Origin of the sequence: Janthinobacterium lividum (genome assembly GCF_034424625.1) — a bacterium.
In the GTDB taxonomy this organism is placed as follows: Bacteria; Pseudomonadota; Gammaproteobacteria; order Burkholderiales; family Burkholderiaceae_D; genus Janthinobacterium; species Janthinobacterium lividum.
This window is the reverse complement of record NZ_CP139976.1, coordinates 4,146,116-4,164,666: the sequence shown is the minus strand read 5'-3', so window position 1 is coordinate 4,164,666 and position 18,551 is coordinate 4,146,116. Positions and strand designations below refer to the sequence as shown.

Annotated in this window: 15 protein-coding genes; 5 read left to right on the top strand and 10 right to left on the bottom strand. The window is 62.4% G+C overall.

The features are described 5' to 3' along the window. Positions 1–379: 379 nt before the first annotated feature. The 5 genes from U0004_RS18835 to U0004_RS18815 form a co-directional block, all read right to left on the bottom strand. Positions 380–2,104: a methyl-accepting chemotaxis protein gene (locus U0004_RS18835; protein ID WP_070257625.1), complete on the bottom strand. Its 1,725-nt coding sequence runs from the start codon at positions 2,102–2,104 to the stop codon at positions 380–382. 311 nt (positions 2,105–2,415) lie between these two features. Then, a complete protein-coding gene (locus U0004_RS18830) occupies positions 2,416–2,811 on the bottom strand; it encodes a nuclear transport factor 2 family protein (protein WP_070257624.1) in 396 nt (131 codons plus the stop codon). Between the two features lie 11 nt (positions 2,812–2,822). Beyond that, on the bottom strand, positions 2,823–3,035 hold the full coding sequence (locus U0004_RS18825) for a hypothetical protein (RefSeq protein WP_139144188.1): 213 nt from the start codon (positions 3,033–3,035) through the stop codon (positions 2,823–2,825). Positions 3,036–3,114: 79 nt separating this feature from the next. Beyond that, on the bottom strand, positions 3,115–3,615 hold the full coding sequence (locus U0004_RS18820) for a DUF2939 domain-containing protein (protein WP_167468676.1): 501 nt from the start codon (positions 3,613–3,615) through the stop codon (positions 3,115–3,117). 128 nt (positions 3,616–3,743) lie between these two features. Beyond that, entirely contained in the window at positions 3,744–4,190 is a 447-nt protein-coding gene (locus tag U0004_RS18815) for a DUF2939 domain-containing protein (protein ID WP_070257621.1), read from the bottom strand. 112 nt (positions 4,191–4,302) lie between these two features. On the opposite strand from U0004_RS18815, the gene U0004_RS18810 reads away from it, so the two are divergent. Together U0004_RS18810 and U0004_RS18805 are read left to right on the top strand one after the other, a co-directional pair. Beyond that, a complete protein-coding gene (locus tag U0004_RS18810; protein ID WP_070257620.1) occupies positions 4,303–5,139 on the top strand; it encodes a hypothetical protein in 837 nt (278 codons plus the stop codon). A 26-nt stretch (positions 5,140–5,165) separates the two neighbouring features. After that, positions 5,166–7,382: an acylase gene (locus tag U0004_RS18805; RefSeq protein ID WP_115057530.1), complete on the top strand. Its 2,217-nt coding sequence runs from the start codon at positions 5,166–5,168 to the stop codon at positions 7,380–7,382. Between the two features lie 102 nt (positions 7,383–7,484). Here U0004_RS18805 and U0004_RS18800 read toward each other — a convergent pair whose 3' ends face one another. Together U0004_RS18800 and U0004_RS18795 are read right to left on the bottom strand one after the other, a co-directional pair. Beyond that, the gene (locus U0004_RS18800; RefSeq protein WP_070256711.1) at positions 7,485–8,666 is read right to left on the bottom strand and encodes a trans-sulfuration enzyme family protein; all 1,182 of its coding nucleotides are present in this window, start codon (positions 8,664–8,666) and stop codon (positions 7,485–7,487) included. Then, positions 8,663–10,054 (bottom strand): pyridoxal-phosphate dependent enzyme, encoded by a 1,392-nt coding sequence (locus tag U0004_RS18795; protein ID WP_370452822.1) that lies wholly within the window; start codon positions 10,052–10,054, stop codon positions 8,663–8,665. The genes U0004_RS18800 and U0004_RS18795 overlap by 4 nt, the downstream gene beginning before the upstream one ends. Positions 10,055–10,358: 304 nt before the next feature. Between U0004_RS18795 and U0004_RS18790 the strand changes: the two genes are divergently transcribed. Beyond that, positions 10,359–10,907 (top strand): thymidine kinase, encoded by a 549-nt coding sequence (locus U0004_RS18790; protein WP_034778598.1) that lies wholly within the window; start codon positions 10,359–10,361, stop codon positions 10,905–10,907. A gap of 1 nt (position 10,908) precedes the next feature. Here U0004_RS18790 and U0004_RS18785 read toward each other — a convergent pair whose 3' ends face one another. Next, the gene (locus U0004_RS18785; protein WP_070256715.1) at positions 10,909–11,181 is read right to left on the bottom strand and encodes a putative signal transducing protein; all 273 of its coding nucleotides are present in this window, start codon (positions 11,179–11,181) and stop codon (positions 10,909–10,911) included. A gap of 51 nt (positions 11,182–11,232) precedes the next feature. Then, entirely contained in the window at positions 11,233–13,203 is a 1,971-nt protein-coding gene (locus U0004_RS18780) for a methyl-accepting chemotaxis protein (RefSeq protein ID WP_167468675.1), read from the bottom strand. 520 nt (positions 13,204–13,723) lie between these two features. Here U0004_RS18780 and U0004_RS18775 point away from each other — a divergent pair. Further along, positions 13,724–15,991: a carboxy terminal-processing peptidase gene (locus U0004_RS18775; protein ID WP_070256719.1), complete on the top strand. Its 2,268-nt coding sequence runs from the start codon at positions 13,724–13,726 to the stop codon at positions 15,989–15,991. Between the two features lie 199 nt (positions 15,992–16,190). Here the strand turns inward: U0004_RS18775 and U0004_RS18770 are convergent, their stop codons facing one another. After that, a complete protein-coding gene (locus U0004_RS18770) occupies positions 16,191–17,117 on the bottom strand; it encodes a LysR family transcriptional regulator (RefSeq protein ID WP_070256858.1) in 927 nt (308 codons plus the stop codon). 114 nt (positions 17,118–17,231) lie between these two features. Here U0004_RS18770 and U0004_RS18765 point away from each other — a divergent pair, with 114 nt between their 5' ends. Further along, positions 17,232–18,446: an MFS transporter gene (locus tag U0004_RS18765; protein ID WP_070256721.1), complete on the top strand. Its 1,215-nt coding sequence runs from the start codon at positions 17,232–17,234 to the stop codon at positions 18,444–18,446. Positions 18,447–18,551 lie beyond the last annotated feature (105 nt).

Sequence of the window (18,551 nt, the reverse complement as noted above, 5' to 3'; positions counted from 1 at the left end):
ACGAAAAATCATGCTAGCACGGAAAGTTTTGGTATTCATGCCATTTTCCAGCGATGGCTATTCATATCCGTTTCGACTGAATACACGAATAAAATCGTATTTGTCGTCAATATCTGGCGGGTGCATAGTGGAGTGCCGCCAGGCTTGCGCGAGCGCAAAAGTGGCCTGGCATGGGGATGGGGTTTCCTGCGGGAGCGCAAAAAGAGGGATGGCTTTTGCCGTGCTGCCCATGTCCGGACAGTGGAAATACAACAACTGCCGCGGATTTTTTCGGCAAGGGCGTGTTGTTGCTGCGCGACAGGGGACGGTGCCGGTGGCGGCTATCTCCTGCGCGCGTCACGGGGGCATGCGTGGCGGCATGCCCCTATCTGTTTAACGCTTAAAACTCTTCCCAATCGCCGGCCGTCACGGTTTCCGCTTGCGCCGCACGATGTTTTGCCGGCGCTGCCTGGCGCTTGATGGTGCTGCCGGCCGGGGCCGGGACCAGGCGCAGCGGCTTGCGGCTGGCGCGCGCCGGTGCTGGCGTGGGCGCCGCCACATGGCCTTCGTGCGTCTTGAAGATGCTCACCGTCTGCACCAGGTGGCTGGCCTGGTCGCGCAGGGATTCGGCCGCCGCCGCCGCTTCTTCCACCAGCGACGCGTTTTGTTGCGTGACGTTATCCATCTGGGCCACCGCCTGATTGATCTGCTCGATGCCGTTGGACTGTTCCTGGCTGGCCATCGTGATGTCAGCGATGATGTTGCTGACGCGGGCGACACTGGCGACCACCTCGGACATCGTCGTACCCGCTTGCGCCGCCAGCCTGGCGCCCGCATCGACGCGGCTCACGGAATCGTCGATCAGCGTCTTGATTTCCTTGGCCGCGCTGGCGCTGCGCTGGGCCAGGCCCCGCACTTCGGTGGCCACGACGGCGAAGCCGCGGCCCTGTTCGCCGGCACGCGCCGCTTCCACGGCGGCATTCAGGGCCAGGATATTGGTCTGGAAGGCGATGCCGTCAATGACGCTGATGATGTCGACAATCTTGCGCGACGATTCGCTGATCAGGTCCATGGTGCCCATCACTTGCCCCACCACGGCGCCGCCCTTGCTGGCGACGTCCGATGCGGTCGTGGCCAGCACATTGGCTTCGCGGGCATTTTCTGCATTCTTGCGCACGGTGCTGGTGAGTTCTTCCATCGAGGAAGCGGTTTCTTCCAGTGAACTGGCTTGCTGTTCCGTGCGCAGCGACAGGTCGCTATTGCCAGTGGAAATTTCCGCGGCGGCAAGGGCTACCGTATCGGAATCCTGGCGCACGGACGAGACTACCGAAGTCAGCGACACCTGCATGCGCTGCAGCGCCGACAGCACGCTGACGCTATCGTTCGGAGCGACGCTGAGTTTTCCTGTCAGGTCGCCGGCGGCAAGCAGGCTGACGGCGTCGCACAGCTGTTTCGGTTCGGCGCCCAGCGCCTTGAGCAGGTGACGCGTGATGAGCCAACCCGCCAGGGCCGCCAGCACGATGGAGAGCAAGCTGGCGCCGATCAGGATATTCCTGTTGAGAATGTAGCGTTCGTTGTCTTCCTGCAGGATGACGGCGGAGCGCTGGTCCGTCAGGGCGAAATATTCATTGCTGGCGGCGACGAGGGCGGCCAGCAGCGGGCGGCATTCCTCGTTCATCTTGACGATGGCTTGTTCGGTTTTCTTTTGCAGCGCCAGGTCCACGATGCCTAGGGCCACGGGAGCATAGCGTTTTTCGATGCTGTCGATCTTGTTGATGATGGCGCGCACCTCGTCCGATACCTCCGGCTGCTGTGCCAGCTGCAGCAGCAGCTGCATGTTCTTGACGACATCGGCGTGCGCTTGCAAGACCTGTCTGCGTTCGATTTCCAGGTCTTCCGGCTTGGTGACGAGTACCAGGTTCCTGGCCGCCACGGCACGCATGTCGATCGCGTCACGCACGCGGTGCGCCGTATTGGCGCGGGCCGTGATGCCGTTGACATACTGGTCAAAGCCGGTGTTGAAGGTGGAAAAACTGCGCACGGACAAGACCGAGATGCCGATGAGGAAAAAGACCAGCAGGCCGAAAGCCAGAGTGAGCTGGGTGCGTACGGTGAATTTATCCATGATGTCTCTCCCAAAAATACGTGCTGATGATTAGAAAGGGGCTTGCGCGGGACGGGGGGCAGGCGATTGCCTGGCAACGGGTCGTGGCCTGCGCAGTGCTTCTCTATCCAGAACACGGATTCGTGGTGTGAGGATCGCGTTACTTGAAAACCGATTTAAATAATTTATTTGTTTTATTTATTAAAATCATTTTTGCATAAAAAATTCAGTAAATCAATGAGATTTTACAGGCCAAAAAACAAATTTCGACATGTGCGGCTTGTTCCCGCGCCAGTGGATGGGGCGTGGGAAAGCGTCCGAGGGGAGGCGGATCAGCCGGGAATCGGCGTGCCCTGGTGAAAGGCCATTTGCCAGCGGCCATCGCGCCACTTCCACAGCGAACTGCGCAAGCTGGCGCTGGCGGGCAGGGCGCTGCTGGCGTGCCGCTGCGAGCGGTAGGTAACGAAGGCAACATCCTCGGCCAGCAAGCGGGCCTGGAAATCGCTGATGCTGCGCAGGCAAAAATCTTCTGCCGGCAGATCTGCCAAGGTCGCCGCGCGCGTCCAGAGATTGCCCGAGCTGCCGAATTCGACGAACTCGTCGGCCAACAGAGCTGCCAGCCTGGCGCTGTCAGCCCGCACCGTCTGGCTTTGCAGCGCCGCTTCCAGCGCCTGTAACTGCGCCGCCAGGTGTGCGTTGCCTTGCGTACTATCCCGCGTGCGGTCCATAGCCAAGGTCTTCAGATGGGAAACGCGCCGGCGCCCGATACATTCAGGCAGGCGACCTTGTCGCTGGAGAAATACTTGATTTGTCCCAGGCCGATGGCGTAGCAGCCGTCACTGAGCGGGGAAATGGGGCCGGTGAGTTTCTCACCGCTGGTCAGGGTCACCACCCACGGCGTGGTGGCCGGTTTGCCCGCGTGGATCAATGCGTGTTGTACCAAGTCTGACATGTTGCCTCCGTTGGAAATCAAAACCCGATGATAGCAGTGTCGCACCGCCGCTGGTTTGCCGCTACGCGGGCCTGGTGCCTTACGCGTCGGCCAGCAAGTTTTTCGGCAGGGCCACCGACACCAGCTTCCAGTGCCACAGGCCGTCGCGCGCCAGGGTCAGCTCGCCGATATGGCTTTTGCTGTGCGCGCGCTGCACCACGACGCTGTCCCAGGAGGTGTAGCGCAGTTTGTAGTCGGGTTTGGTTGTACGCTTGCGGCCGCTGATATCGCTGACCTTGGCGATCGGGTGTTCGTAGCGGTCATTGAGCTTCATCAAGGCGACGATGCCCTCGGGCATCAGCATGGTATCGAGTAAAGGGTCGATGACGTCGGGGCTGATGTCGTCGGCCACTTCCGGCGCCGAGAACAGGGCATGCAGTTGCTGCCCCAGGCTGCCGCGCAGCTGGGGCAGGTCGATATGCGCGGCCAGGGCCTGCGTATCCTCGTCCATCGTGGCCGCGCGTATCTTGTTCATGGTGAAATACGGGCTGCCATAGAAGACGCCGGCCAGCGCGACCAGTGCCACTACAGCAAGAAGCATCATTCTTTTCATTGTGCAATCTTTTGGATGCCTGGCGACCCGGTGCGCCTGAAGTGTTGGCATTCTACATAATATTTCCCAAAATCAATATGGTGGTTTAGGTAAGTGTTGTTTTAGATCAAGTTTCGTCAGAGTAATTCCGGCGGCAAGGTGATGTCCGTCAGTTTCCAATCCCAGATGCCATGGCGGCGCAGCAAAAATTGGCTGGCGGCGGGGCCAGCGCCGCTGCGCCGCAGCACCACTTCGTTCCACGAGCGGTATGCCATGCCGAAGTCGTGGCGCTTGCCGTCCGCCCCCTGCTTGCCGTGCAGGATCAATACCGTAATGCCGGGCGGCGAGACGATGGTGTCGAGCATTTCCTTGAAATCGTCCTCGTTGGCCGTTTCGCCGGCCGCCCGCAACTGGCGTGCCACGCTGGCGCGCACGGCGGGCAGGTCGGTCTGCTGCGCCAGGGTTTCCAGGCGCACGGATTTCGCCGCGATGCTGATGCGGTACATGGCGATATAGGGGCTGACCCAGGTGAAGCCGATGGCGGCAACGGTAAAAATGATCGCGGTGGCGTACTTTCTTTTCATGGTCCGTGTTTTTGTATGAGCTGTGCCGCCGTGATTTTACCCGGCCAGGGGTGGCGGATGGTGTAGCATTCGTGCCGGCGCGGACCATCGCGCCGCAATATTGAGGACAACCATGAATATCACTATCAATCAGGTGCTGCAGTCGTATATCGATCCGCTTACCGCCAGCGAATACGCGGCGCTCGAACGCAGCCTGCTGGCCGAAGGCTGCCGCGACGCGCTGGTGCTGTGGAACGACGTGCTGATCGACGGGCATAACCGCTACGCCATCTGCCGCCAGCACGGCATCGAATTCAAGACCATCCAGAACACCAGCTTTACCTCGCTCGACGATGTCATGCTGTGGATGATCGACAATCACCTGGCGCGCCGCAGCGTGTCGGACTTCCAGCGCGGCGTGCTGGCCTTGCGCAAGAAGGAAATCGTCGCTGCGCGCAGCCCGGCGCCCGTCAGTGCCCAGGATGCGCCGGATGGCGAAAACGCGCCGAAGCCGGCCATGAGCACGCGCGAAGAAGTGGCCAAGGCGGCCCGCTTGAGCAGCAACCAGATCAGCCAGATCGAGAAGATCCAGAAGGCGGCGTCGCCGGAACTGGTGGAAGCCGTCCGCTCGGGCACGATCTCCATCAATGCGGCGGCCACCGTGGCGTCCCTGCCGCCGGAAGAGCAGGTGGCGGCCGTCGCCGGCGGCAAGAAATTATTACGCCAGGCGGCCAAGGAAATCCGCGAACAGCGCGCCGCCACGCGCACGCCGCGCGAGCCGAAGGTGCATGTATCGCAGGACACGCCGGAAACGGGCAACGAGCCGTGGGCGGAGAACGCGGCGCAGGCGCCGTCCGAAGCGGAACGCCTGCGCGGCGAGATCGCCAGCCTGAAACAGAAGGTGGCGCAGCTGCAGGCGGAAAATACCGAATTGAACCAGCGCATCGCCGCGCTGATCGATGCATCCTGATTGCCGACTTGATTCTGGAGTAGTGCATGCTGCATAGCCGTACCCTGTTCGCCGCCATCGCCTGCGGCATCGTTGCCGCTACGCCCGCGCTGGCCGCCGCCGCTACCAGTGCCGTTTCTGTCGCGGACATGGCCCGCTGGCAGGCGCAAGCCGCCAATGTCAGCATCGCGCGCGACACGTGGGGCGTGCCCCATGTGACGGGCAAGAGCGATGCGGATGCCGTCTTTGGCCTGATGTATGCGCAGGCCGAGGACGATTTCCCCCGCGTGGAACTCAATTACATCAACGCCATGGGGCGCATGGCGGAAGTGGAGGGCGAGCGGGAACTGTACCGCGACCTGCGCATGAAGCTCTTCATCGATCCGGCCGACTTGCAGGCGCAGTACCGCGCCAGCCCGCCGTGGCTGCGCAAGCTGATGGACGCCTTTGCCGATGGCCTGAATTTTTACCTGGCCACGCATCCGCAGGTGAAACCGCGGCTGATCGCGCATTTCGAGCCGTGGATGGCCTTGAGCTTCAGCGAAGGCAGCATCGGCGGCGATATCGAATCGGTCAACCTGGCGCAGCTCGAAGCGTTCTATGGCCAGCAAGCCAGGCCTGCCGCCGTGGCGCTGGCCAGCGTGGAGACGGGCTTGGACCCGGAGCCGAGCGGCTCGAACGGCTTCGCCATCGCGCCCGCCATCACGAAAAACGGCCATGCGCTGCTGATGATCAATCCGCACACCTCGTTCTACTTCCGCCCCGAAGTGCAAGTCACCAGCGGCGAAGGCTTGAACGCGTATGGCGCCGTCACCTGGGGCCAGTTCTTTGTCTACCAGGGTTTTAACGACCGTCTCGGCTGGATGCATACCTCGGGCGGCGGCGATGTCATCGACGAATACCTGGAAAGCATCGTCGACCGGGATGGCGCATGGTTCTACCGCTATGACGGCGGGCTGCGCCCCTTGAAGGCCGTGCCCATCACCTTGCCATATAGACTGGCCGATGGCGGCATGGGCTCGAAAACCATCACCGTCTACTACAGCCACCACGGCCCCATCGTGCGCGCGCTGGACGGTAAATGGGTGGCCGTGCGCCTGATGAACGAGCCATTGAAAGCGCTGACACAATCGTACACGCGCACCAAGGCGCGCGATTACGCGGCGTTCTACAAGACGATGGAATTGCGCACGAATTCGTCGAACAACACGGTGTATGCGGATGCGGATGGCAATATCGCCTACTTTCACGGCAATTTCATCCCCGTGCGCGACCCGCGCTTCAACTGGAAGCAGCCCGTCGATGGCAGCGACCCGGCCACGGAATGGAAAGGGCTGCACACGGTGGCGCAAACCATCACCTTGTTCAATCCGAAGAATGGCTGGATCCAGAACACGAACAATTGGCCGTATTCGGCGGCCGGCAGCAACAGCCCGCGCCAGCAGGACTATCCCGCCTACATGTCCGTGTATGGCGAAAACGCGCGCGGCCTGCATGCCGTCAAAGTCTTCCAGAATAAAAAAGGTTTTACCCTGGACAGCCTGATCGCTGCTTCCTACGACAGCGAGCTGACGGCGTTCGAAGCGCTGCTGCCGCCGCTGTTCGCGGCATACGATGCGTTGCCGGCTGGCGACGCGCAACAGCTGGCGCTGGCCGACAAGATCGCGCTGCTGCGGGCCTGGGACTGGCGCTATTCGCTGACGTCCACGGCCACCTCGCTGGCCGTGTTCTGGGGCCAGGAACTGGCGGAACTGACGGGTAAACAGGCGCGCGAGCAGGGCGTTCCCGTGGTCGACTTCATGGCGACGGACACGGTGCATGGGGAACAGCGGCTGGCGGCGCTGGCCAGCGCCGCCGATAAGCTGCGGCGCGATTTCGGCAACTGGCAAACGCCGTGGGGCGAGATCAACCGCTACCAGCGCCTGACGAGCGACGTGGTGCAGCCGTTTGACGATGCGCAAGCCAGCCTGCCCGTGCCTTACGCGTCGGGCAACTGGGGCGCGCTGGCCGCATATGGGCAGAGCAGCAAGAGTACGACGCGACGTATCTACGGCGAGCGCGGCAACAGCTTTGTGGCGGCCGTGGAATTCGGCCCCCGCATCAAGGCGAAAAGCATCCTCGCCGGCGGCCAGAGCGGCGACCCGAAGTCGCCCCACTTCCGGGACCAGGCGGCCATGTATGCGCGCGGCGAATTCAAGGAGGTGCTGTTTTATCCCGAGGACGTGGCCCGGCACCTGGAGCGCAGGTACCGGCCGGGGGAGTAAGGTTTGTGGTGTGTCGGATTACGCCCTTGCGGGCTAATCCGACCTACCGCCCTTGGCATACCGTAGGTCGGATTAGCGCAGCGTAATCCGACACCTCTTCCCTCAAATCGCGTCGAGCGCCGTGCGCAGGTCGTGGCGCAAATCCTCGATATCCTCGATGCCCACCGACAGCCGGATCAAGCCGTCGCCTATGCCCAGTTTTGCCCGCTGCTCGGCCGGGATGCTGGCATGCGTCATCAGGGCCGGGTGTTCGATCAGGCTTTCCACGCCGCCCAGGCTTTCGGCCAGGGCGAACACCTCGCAGCGTTCGAGGAAGCGCCGCGCGCCGGCCAGATCCGTGTCCAAGTCGATGGAAATGATGCCGCCGAAACCATCCATCTGGCGCCGCGCCAGCGCATGCTGCGGGTGCGATTCCAGCCCCGGATAAAACACCTTGCGCACTTCCTTTTGCTGCTCCAGCCACTGCGCCAGCGCCAGGGCGCTTTCGCAATGGCGCTGCATGCGGATGGCCAGGGTTTTCACGCCACGCAGGGCGAGGAAGCTGTCGAACGGTCCCGCAATCGCGCCCACCGAGTTTTGCAAAAAGCCCAGCTGCTCGCGCCACTCCGCCTGGCGCTCTTCCGCGCCGACGATGGCGATGCCGCCGATGATGTCCGAGTGGCCGTTCAAATACTTGGTGGTCGAGTGCACGACGATGTCGAAGCCGTGTTCCAGCGGGCGCTGCACCAGCGGGCTGGCGAAGGTGTTATCCGCCACGGCGATGATGCCCCGTGCGCGGCAGATGTCGGCAATCGCCCGCAAATCCGCCAGTTTCAACATCGGGTTGGTGGGCGTCTCCACCCATACCATCTTCGTTTCCGGGCGCAGCGCGGCCAGCAGGTTTTCCGGATTCGTCAAATCGACATACGTGAACTCATGGCCGGCCGAGCGGCGGCGCACCCGTTCGAACAATCGATACGTGCCGCCGTACATGTCGTCGCCGGCGACGATATGGCTGCCCGCATCCAGCAATTCCAGCACGGACGAGATGGCGGCCAGGCCCGAGGCAAACGCGAAGGCCGCGCTGCCGCCTTCCAGGTCGGCCACGCAGCGCTCGAGCGCCCAGCGCGTGGGGTTGTGCGAGCGGCCGTAATCGAGGCCCTTGTGTACGCCGGGGCTGTCCTGCACGAAGGTGGAGGTGGCGTAAATGGGCGGCATGATGGCGCCCGTCGACGGGTCGGGCGACTGGCCTGCGTGGATGACACGCGTGGCGAGGCGGCTCTTGCGGGGAATGTGCTGGCTCAAGATAGTGTCCTGCGTAAGTGGTTGAGAAGGTCGAAGCGGGTGATCAGGCCATAGAAGGCCGTATCGTCGGCGACGACGGCCGTCAAGCCCCGATCCAGGGTGGCGCGCAGGGCGGGCAAGCCGCTTGAGGGCGCCAGGGTTTCGATCTGCGTCGTCATGGTGGCGCCCACCAGTCCCGCGAAATGGGCGGCGTCGCCCGAGACGTGCAGCAGCAAGTCCGATTCGTCGATAATGCCGACCAGCTGGCCACCATCGATGACGGGCAACTGTGCCAGGTCGCTGGCACGCATGCGGTTGAAGGCCGTCAGCAGGGTGTCGGCCGGCGCCACGCTGACGACATCGCCCTCGTCGTAGCGGCGCCCGATCAGGTCGCGCAAGTCGCCCGACACGGCCCGCTGCAACAAGCCCTGATCGCGCATCCAGCCATCGTTATAGACTTTGGATAGATAGCGCGTTCCCGTGTCGCAGACAAAGGTGACGACGCGCTTCGGCGTGGTCTGTTCGCGGCAGTATTTGAGGGCGGCGGCCAGCAGCGTGCCGGTGGACGAGCCGCCGAGGATGCCTTCGGCGCGCAAGAGGGCGCGCGCGGAATCAAAACTTTCCTGGTCGCTGATGGTATAGGCCTTGGTGACGCTGGCCATGTCGGCGATCGAGGGGATGAAGTCTTCGCCGATGCCTTCGACGGCCCACGAGCCGCTCGTGTCCGATACCTTGCCCGTGTCGATGTATTCGGTGAGGATGGAGCCTTGCGGGTCGGCCAGCACGAATTCCAGCTTCGGCTGCGCCTTGCGGAAGTAGCGCGTCAGGCCCGTCAGGGTGCCGGACGAACCGACGCCGACGACGATGGCGTCCACGTCATGGCCGCTTTGCTCCCAGATTTCGGGCGCCGTCGTCGTTTCGTGGGCCAGCGGATTGGCGGGATTGTTGAATTGGTCGGCAAAGAAGGCGCCCGGCAGTTCGCGCGCCAGGCGCGCCGCGTAATCCTGGTAGTACTCGGGATGGCCCTTGCCCACGTCCGAGCGCGTGGTGTGCACTTCCGCGCCCAGGGCTTTCAGGTGCAGCACTTTTTCCGTCGACATCTTGTCGGGCACGACGAGAATCACGCGGTAGCCCTTGATGCGGCCGACCAGCGCCAGGCCGATGCCCGTGTTGCCGGCCGTTGCCTCGACGATGGTGCCGCCCGGCTGCAAGCGGCCGTCGGCTTCGGCCGCTTCGATGATGGACAGGCCGATGCGGTCCTTGATGGAACCGCCGGGATTTTGCGATTCCAGTTTCAGGAACAGCTGGCACAGGCCCGTGTCGAGCCTGGTCACTTCGACCAGCGGGGTATTGCCGATCAGCTTGTATAGCGCTGGCGGCTGGGGTGGGGATGGCATTCGATCATTCATGGTGGCTCCTGTCAGAGAAACAGCCGCCCGGGATTGTGTCCCGAGCCGCCTTCCGTGCCGCGCAGTGTAGGCGGGTGGACGAGTGCGGCGAACGAATGTTTGCATGCTTGCATATGCGCTTTTCGCATATCGGCTGCAGCGCGGCAACAGCGTGCGCGCTTCGAGTATGCGCCGTTTTTTTCCCGCTTGCCGCACCAATGACACGACTATTAAGCTGCCGCAAGCCCGCCATTGCGATTTATAATCACGCCTCGAAAAGGAACTAAACAGTATCCTGAAAACCAGACAAACAGGGCAGGCGGCAGTGGCAAAACTTTATTTCCGGTATTCCGCAATGAACGCGGGCAAGTCGACGGCCTTGTTGCAAGTCGCGCACAACTATGAAGAGCAGGGCCAGCAGGTACGCCTGTACACGGCCGCCATCGACAGCCGCTACGGCGTGGGTAGAGTGACTTCGCGCCTGGGCCCGCAGCGCCAGGTCGATATCTTCCATGCCGACACGAATTTCCTCAACGATATCCCCCAGGTCGCCTGTTTGCTGGTGGATGAGGCGCAATTTCTCAGCACGGCCCAGGTGCAGCAGCTGCACCAGCTGGCGCAAGTGAAGGGCGTGCCCGTCATCTGCTACGGCTTGCGCACGGATTTCAAGGGCGAACCGTTCCCCGGCTCGGCCTATCTGCTGGCGCTGGCCGACGATATCGAGGAATTGAAGAATATTTGTACGTGCGGCAAGAAGGCCACGATGAACATCCGCGTGGATGAGCAGGGCCGCCGCATCAAGGAAGGCGAACAGATCAGCATTGGCGGCAACGAGAGTTACCGCCAGGCATGCGGGCGCTGTTTCTACTCGTAAATTATTCGGCGACGGGCGCGCCTACATCGGCATCGTCCGCCAGCGCCAGATCGCCCCGCTCGAAGGCGGCGAGGATGTCATTGGCGCGCGCCACGTCGTGTTCGCGCACCAGCACGCGGGCGCCGCCGATGGCGGCTGCCAGCAGCATGTCGGCCTGCATGTGCTGGTCGTCCGTCAGCAGCACGTCGATGCCGGCCGCTGCCAGGCAGCCGCGGATGACGTGCGCATCCGTGGGGATCATCAGCCGGGCAATTAAAACGTAGTCGTCGTGCATGGTCTCTCCTGGGGCGGTGGATTCTGCCCCATCTTAGCACCCGGATTGCACTTACAGCTTGAACACGCCCACCACCTGGTTCAGCTCCTGCGCCTGCTCCTGCAAGGCGTCGGCCGCCGCGGCCGCTTCTTCCACCAGGGCCGCATTCTGCTGGGTTACCTGGTCCATCTGGGCGATGGCCTGGTTGACTTGCTCGATGCCGCTGCGCTGCTCTTCGCTTGCCTGCGCGATTTCGGCCATGATGGTGCTCACTTGCTGCACGCTGGCCACCACCGTGTCCATGGTGGCGCTGGCCTGGCTCACTTGCGCGTGGCCCAGGTCCACCGTGCTGGCGGATGCCTGGATCAGGTCCTTGATGTCTTTCGCCGCTGCCGTCGAGCGCTGCGCCAGGGTGCGCACTTCCGTGGCGACGACGGCAAAGCCGCGTCCCTGCTCACCGGCGCGCGCCGCTTCCACGGCCGCGTTCAAGGCCAGGATATTCGTCTGGAAGGCGATGCCGTCGATGACGCCGATGATGTCGGCGATCTTGCCCGAGGAGCTGCGGATGGCATCCATGGTGCTGGCCACTTGCGCCACGGCGGCGCCGCCTTCTGCTGCCAGGCTGGAGGAGTCGTGCGCGAGCCGGCTTGCCTGCTGGGCATGGTCGACGTTCTGGCGCACGGTGGAACTGAGTTCTTCCATTGAGGCGGCTGTTTCTTCCAGCGAACTGGCTTGCTGCTCCGTGCGGCTCGACAAGTCCAGGTTGCCGCTGGCGATTTCACCGGACGCCGTGGCGATCTGCCCGGCGCTGCCGCGCACATTGCTGACCACTTGCGACAAGTTGTCGCTGATGCGGTTCATGGCGAGCAGCAGGCGGCCGATTTCGTCCAGGCTGCTGGTATCGAGGTGCACCGTCAGGTCGCCGGCGGCAATCTGCGCGGCGGCCGTTTCGGCGGCGGCCAGCGGGCGCGACACGAGCGTGCGCACCAGCCAGTACAGCAGCAGGGCGAAGACGAGCAGGGCGATGAAGCCGGAAATGGCCAGCTGGTTGCGCATCTGGCGCGCTTCCAGCGTGATCTCGTCCGTGAACGTGCCGCCCGCGATGATCCATTGCCAATCCTTGAATTGACGGTAAAACAGCTGCTTTTCGCGCGCGAGGGCCGCCGTTTCGCCGGGCGCCGTCCACGTGTAGCGCATGGCGCCGTCCTTTTGCGCCAGCATTTCCTGGATGAACAGGCGGCCGTCGCTGGCCTTGAACTCGAGCGCGCTCTTGCCTTCGCTGTTCGGGTGCAGCACCAGGTGGCCGTAGTTGGCGCCGGGCGCCGTGTCGACGATATAGATGTAGCCCGTCTGGCCGATCTTGACCTGGCGAATCTTCTCTTTCAGCATGGCCAGATTCTTGCTGATGTCCAGGCCGATGAACAGCACGCCGACTACCTTGCCAGCCGCATCGCGCACGGGATCATATTGCGTGATGTATTGCTTGCCAAATAAGGTGGCCATGCCAACGAAGCGCTGGCCGGCGCGCAGCGGTGCATAGCTGGGGTGGTTGTGGTCGAGCTGCGTGCCGATGGCCCGTTCGCCATCCTGCTTTTTCAGCGAGGTGCTGATGCGCACGAATTCATCGCCATTGGCGGCAAAAATGGTGGCGATCACGCCCGTTTGCGCCGTGTAGCGGTCGACCACGGCCGTGTCGAGGTTGAGCACCTTGCCCCCGTTGGCCAGGGCGGGCGTGGCTTTGCCTGCCACGGCCACCATGGCACCCGCGTCGACCGTGAACGGGCCGGGAAATTCGGCCGCGAACAGGCGCGCGAAGCTGGCCGCCTCGTTGACCATGGCCGTGTGAAACACTTCCGTGGTGGTCATGACGCTATTGAGTTCGCTGGTGACGGCCGCTTCGGCGCGCTGTTCCAGTGCAGCCGAGGTGCGGATGCTGATCAAGGTCGTCAGGCTGGCGAGGATCAGGCTGACCAGGGCAAAGGTAAAAATGGTGATCTTGCCGCCGACACTCCAGTGGCGGGGGGAGAATGATTTTGTAGGCATAGTGTGAGTCTGGCAAAGGGTAATCAGCTCGGCCATTCCTGGTCATGACATGACACGCGGGGAGGGGATCTGGTGGGGAATACTGTTGAAACTGAGGCGCGCCGGCGTTGGGAGCCGCGCGCAGGCAAGCTGGATTTCAGGGCGCGATGATAGCATGTTGCTTGCGTTTTGTTACTAAGTGTTTCCCGCAGGAATCAATTTTTCGCGTAAAAACATCATCCGTATCAAGGATTATAAAAACGGCCTATTGACTTTTTCGATCTCAATGGCGCGTTTGATCTTTGGCGCCGAGGGGCGATGTAATTTTTCTCACGAATGTTTCACTTTGTAATGAATGAGACGCCGCCTTTAATTCGCGTTTAAGCTTCCAGGAAGAAACTGATATTCCATGGGAGCCTGCCAGGCCGTATCCTGTAGAATAATATGCAGACCAGTCGTGTATTCCCCTTACTGTCTTGCTGGCTGGCGCATGAATGGCTGCGCCGCCTGGAATTGATTCAACTAATTTTCGGAGAAGCCGATGAAGAAGCAAATGATGCTGGTCACCCTGGTGCTTGCCCTGTCAGCCCACGCTGGCGCAGCCCAGACGGACAAGAGCGCCGCTCCTCCGCTACCCATGAAGCCGCTGGCCCAGCAAACGCAGGCCGCCTTGTGGGCATCGCGCGTATTGACGCGCGTCCATTACAAGGCCATGCCGCTCGACGACGCCATGTCGGAGAAGATCTTCGACCGCTATTTCAAGTCCCTGGACGCGGAAAAGCTGTTTTTCGTGCAGGCCGACATCGACCGTTTCGCGCCCTTGCGCACCAAGCTCGATGACGCCATCATCAATGAAGACCTGACGGCGCCGTTTGCCATCTATAACCTGTACCAGCAGCGTTTCGACGAGCGCATGGCGTATGCGCGTGAATTGCTGAAAACCAAGTTCGACTTTACGGCCGATGAGAGCTACCAGCTCGACCGCGAAAAGGCCGCCTGGCCGAAGAACGACGAGGAAGTGCGGGACCTGTGGCGCAAGCGCGTCAAGAACGACTGGCTGCGCCTGAAACTGGCGGGCAAGGAAGACAAGGCCATCCGCGAGACGCTGGACAAGCGCTATGAGAGCTACACGACCCGTGCGCGCAAGCTCAACAGCGAAGATGTGTTCCAGATCTTCATGAACTCCTACGCCATGTCGATCGAACCGCATACCAATTACCTGGGTCCGCGCGCTTCGGACAACTTCGACATCGCCATGCGGCTGTCGCTCGAAGGCATCGGCGCCGTGCTGCAGACGCGCGATGAATACACGGTGGTGCGCGAAGTCGTGCCAGGCAGCCCGGCCGGCTTGTCGGGCAAGCTGAAAGTGGGCGACCGCATCGTCGGCGTGGGGCAGGGCGAAAGCGGCCCCATTACCGAAGTGCTGGGCATGCGCATCGACGATGTGGTGCAACTGATCCGCGGCGCCAAGGATTCCGTGGTGCGCCTCGACATCTTGCCGGCCGACGCCGGCCCGGACGCCAAGCACGTGGTCTTGCCGCTGGTGCGCAAGAAAATCAGCATGGAAGAGCAGGCGGCGAAGAAATCGATCATCGAAGTGCGCGACAACGGCGTCAAGCGCCGCATCGGCGTCATTTCCTTGCCGACGTTCTACCAGGACTTCGAAGCGCGCCGCCGCGGCGACAAGGACTTCAAAAGCGCCACGCGCGACGTCAGCCGCTTGCTGGCCGAGTTGAAGAAGGACAAGGTCGACAACGTCCTGATCGACTTGCGCAACAATGGCGGCGGATCGCTGAATGAAGCCGTCGAACTGACGGGCCTGTTCATCGACAAGGGCCCTGTCGTGATGCAGCGCAATGCCGAAGGCAAGGTCGAGGTGGAAAGCGATACGAATGCCGGCCTGGCCTGGGATGGCCCGATGGGCGTGCTGATCAACCGCGGCTCGGCTTCCGCTTCCGAAATTTTCGCCGCCGCCGTGCAGGACTACGGCCGTGGCGTGATCATCGGCGAAGGCAGCTTTGGCAAGGGCACGGTGCAGACCTTGTTCAACCTCGACCGTTTCGGCGGCAGCGAGAAAGCCCGTTTCGGCGAGCTGAAAATGACCATCGCCCAGTTCTTCCGCATCAATGGCGGCACCACGCAGTTGCGCGGCGTCACGCCTGACATCAAGCTGCCGGCCATGTCGGACGCGGAAAACTTCGGCGAATCGAGCTATGACAATGCCCTGCCATGGGTGGCCATCAAGCCGGCGCCCTACATGCCGACGGGCGACTTGAAGGACATCGTGCCCCTGCTGGACAAGAAGCATGATGCGCGCGTGGCCAAGGACAAGGATTTCCAGTATTTGCTCGATGACATCGCCCTCGTCGTCAAGCAGCGCAAGGAAAACCAGATTTCGCTCAATGAAACCGTGCGCCGCAAGGAGCGCGATGCCCAGGAAGCGCGCGCCAAGGCCCGTGAAAAACGCCTGATCGCGCAGATTTCGAATCCTGCCGACGACCTGGTGGTGATTCCCGATCCGAAAGACGTGCTGAAGGGCGCGAAAGCGGCCAACAAGACGGCCAAGCAGATTGCCGCCGTGAAAGGCGCCTTGCGCACCGACGACGGCTTGCAGGGCGACGAGCGGGCCCTGAGTGCCGAACTGGACGCTGAAACGGCCGCGAAGAGCGCCAAGGACGTGCTGCTCAACGAAGCGGCGCGCATCCTGGCAGACGAAGTGGCGCTGATCAAGGCCGATACCCGCCTGGCGTCCAAGGTCTTGCCGTATGGCGCGGACACCAAGGCAACACCGGTGACGGCGGCGAAGTAAGGTTTTTCACGCAGTAAAAAACCGGCTCCTTGCGGAGCCGGTTTTTTTCGCCCTGTCAGTTATCTGCCTGGTGTATTTCTATCATTCCAACAATCAATTGGATTGATATGCCGCGATGCAGCATAATTCACTTGTCTCCTCTATTCTCCTCCAAGAAAATAGATTCAGCCCGCTCTTTGTAGCGGGCTTTTTTTTTGCCTCAGATTTTGTGCGTGGGCAGTTGCACGTCGGGCTGGGCAGCCAGCAGGGCCGTGATCCAGCCGGCAAACGCTTGCAGCTTGGGCGTGGCCAATCGGCCTTGCGGCGTCAGCAGGGACATGGGCATCGGCGTCGGCGAACAGCCGGGCAGCACGGCCACCAGGGCGCCGTTGTCGAGATGCTGGCGCACCTGGTACATGGCCACCTGTGCCAGGCCCAACCCTTGCAGCGCGCAATCGACGCTGGCGTCCGCGTCGTTGACGGCGATGGGGCCGGCCATCTGTACGCGTACGACCTCCTTGCCTTGAAGAAAATCCCAATCGAAGGCGCGCCCCGTGCGGCCCGAGTAATGCATGATGCCCCGGTGCGCGGCCAGGTCGGCCAGGGTGTGCGGCGTGCCGTGCCGCGCCAGGTAAGCAGGGGACGCGCAGGTGACGAAGCGCATCAGGCCGACCTGCTTGCCGATGAAGGCGGAATCTTGCAAGGTGCCCACGCGCAAGGCGCAATCGATGCCTTCCTGCGTCAGGTCGACCAGGCGGTCTGTCAGACTCAGCTGCAATTGCACGTCTGGCCAGGCGGCGTGGAATTGTGCGATATGGGGAATGATCAGGCGCCGGCCCACCGTATTGGGCAGGTTGATGCGCAGCAAACCGCGGGGTTTTTTCGCGTCAGGGCCACGGAAGGCCAATTCCGCCGTGTCGACGGCTTTCAGGATATCGAGGCAATGGTGAAAGTACTCGGCCCCTTCCGGCGTGAGGGACAGACGGCGCGTAGTGCGCTGCAGCAATTGCGTGCCCAGGTAGGCTTCCAGCTTTTGCAGGGTGGCTGTCAGCGCGGCGCGCGGCAAATTCAGTGTCTCGGCTGCCTTGGAAAAGCTGTTGGCTTCGACGATGCGCACGAAGGTCTGCATGGCCTTGATCTTGTCCATGGGATAGCTTTCATTGTTCATTTTATGTGAAAAGTATAAGTGGATTATGCCCTAATTATCTTTGCCTCAGTTTTGCCTAGAATGGCCACATCCCTATCGAACCGAGGAAACAACATGAACAAGGCCTCACCGTCTGCTCCCCACGACATTGCGCCCGCCATGGTGCTGCTGCTGGCCATCGCTTCCGGCCTGATCGTCGCCAATCTGTATTACGCACAAACCCTCGTCGGGCCGATCAGCGCTTCGACTGGCCTGTCGGCCAAGGCGGCCGGGCTGATCGTCACCCTGACGCAAGTGGGCTATACCCTGGGCCTGCTGTTTGTCGTGCCCCTGGGCGACTTGCTGGAAAACCGCCGCCTGATCATCACGGCCCTGCTGGTGACGGCCACGGCCCTCGTCGTGGCGGCCCTTTCCACGGGCGCCATCGTGTTTCTGGCTGCCGCGCTGGCCATCGGCCTCGGTTCCGTGGCGGCGCAAGTGATCGTGCCGTTTGCCGCCCACCTGTCGCAGGAAGCGACGCGTGGGCAGACGGTGGGCAAGGTGGTCAGCGGCTTGTTGCTGGGCATTATGCTGGCCCGTCCCGTCGCCTCGCTGGTGGCGGCCCATGCCAGCTGGCATGTGGTGTTTGGCGGTGCCGCCGTGCTGATGGTGTTGCTGGCGCTGGTGCTGCGCCGCGCCTTGCCCGTGCGCCAGCCCGTGTCGAACATGCGCTATCCGGCCTTGATGGCGTCCTTGTGGCATTTGCTGCTCGGCACGCCCGTGCTGCGCCGCCGCGCCGCCTATCACGCTGGCCTGTTTGGCGCCTTCAGCCTGTTCTGGACCGTCACGCCGCTGGTGCTGTCCAGCCCCGCGTTCGGCCTGTCGCAAACGGGTATCGCCATCTTTGCCCTGGTGGGCATGGCAGGTGCCGTTGCCTCGCCCATCGCCGGCCGTCTGGCCGATGCGGGCCACACCTTGCCGGCCACGGCCGCTGCGCTGGCGCTGGGCATCGTCGCCTTTGCCTTGCCGATGCTGGCGCCGGAGTCAAAACATGTGGCGCTGGGGCTGCTGGTGGTCGCTTCCATCGTGCTCGACATGGGCGTGGCCGCGAATCTGGTGCTGGGACAGCGCGCCATCTTCAGCCTGGGCGCGGAAGTGCGGGGCCGCCTGAACGGCCTGTATTTCGCCCTGTTCTTTGCCGGCGGCGCGGCCGGCTCGGCCATTGGCGCCTGGGTGTACGCCAGCTATGGCTGGCAAGCGACCTTGTTGACAGGCATGGCGTTTCCGGGCCTGGCCCTGCTGGTGTGGCTGGGAGAATTTCTGCCGCAAGCCACGCGCCGTACGGCGTGAAACCCTGATGTCCGCTCATTATCACTGACGGCTATTTCTATCATCATGAAGATAAAGTGGCGTGATATGCCGCGATGCCGCAAGATGCACTTGTCTCCTCTATCT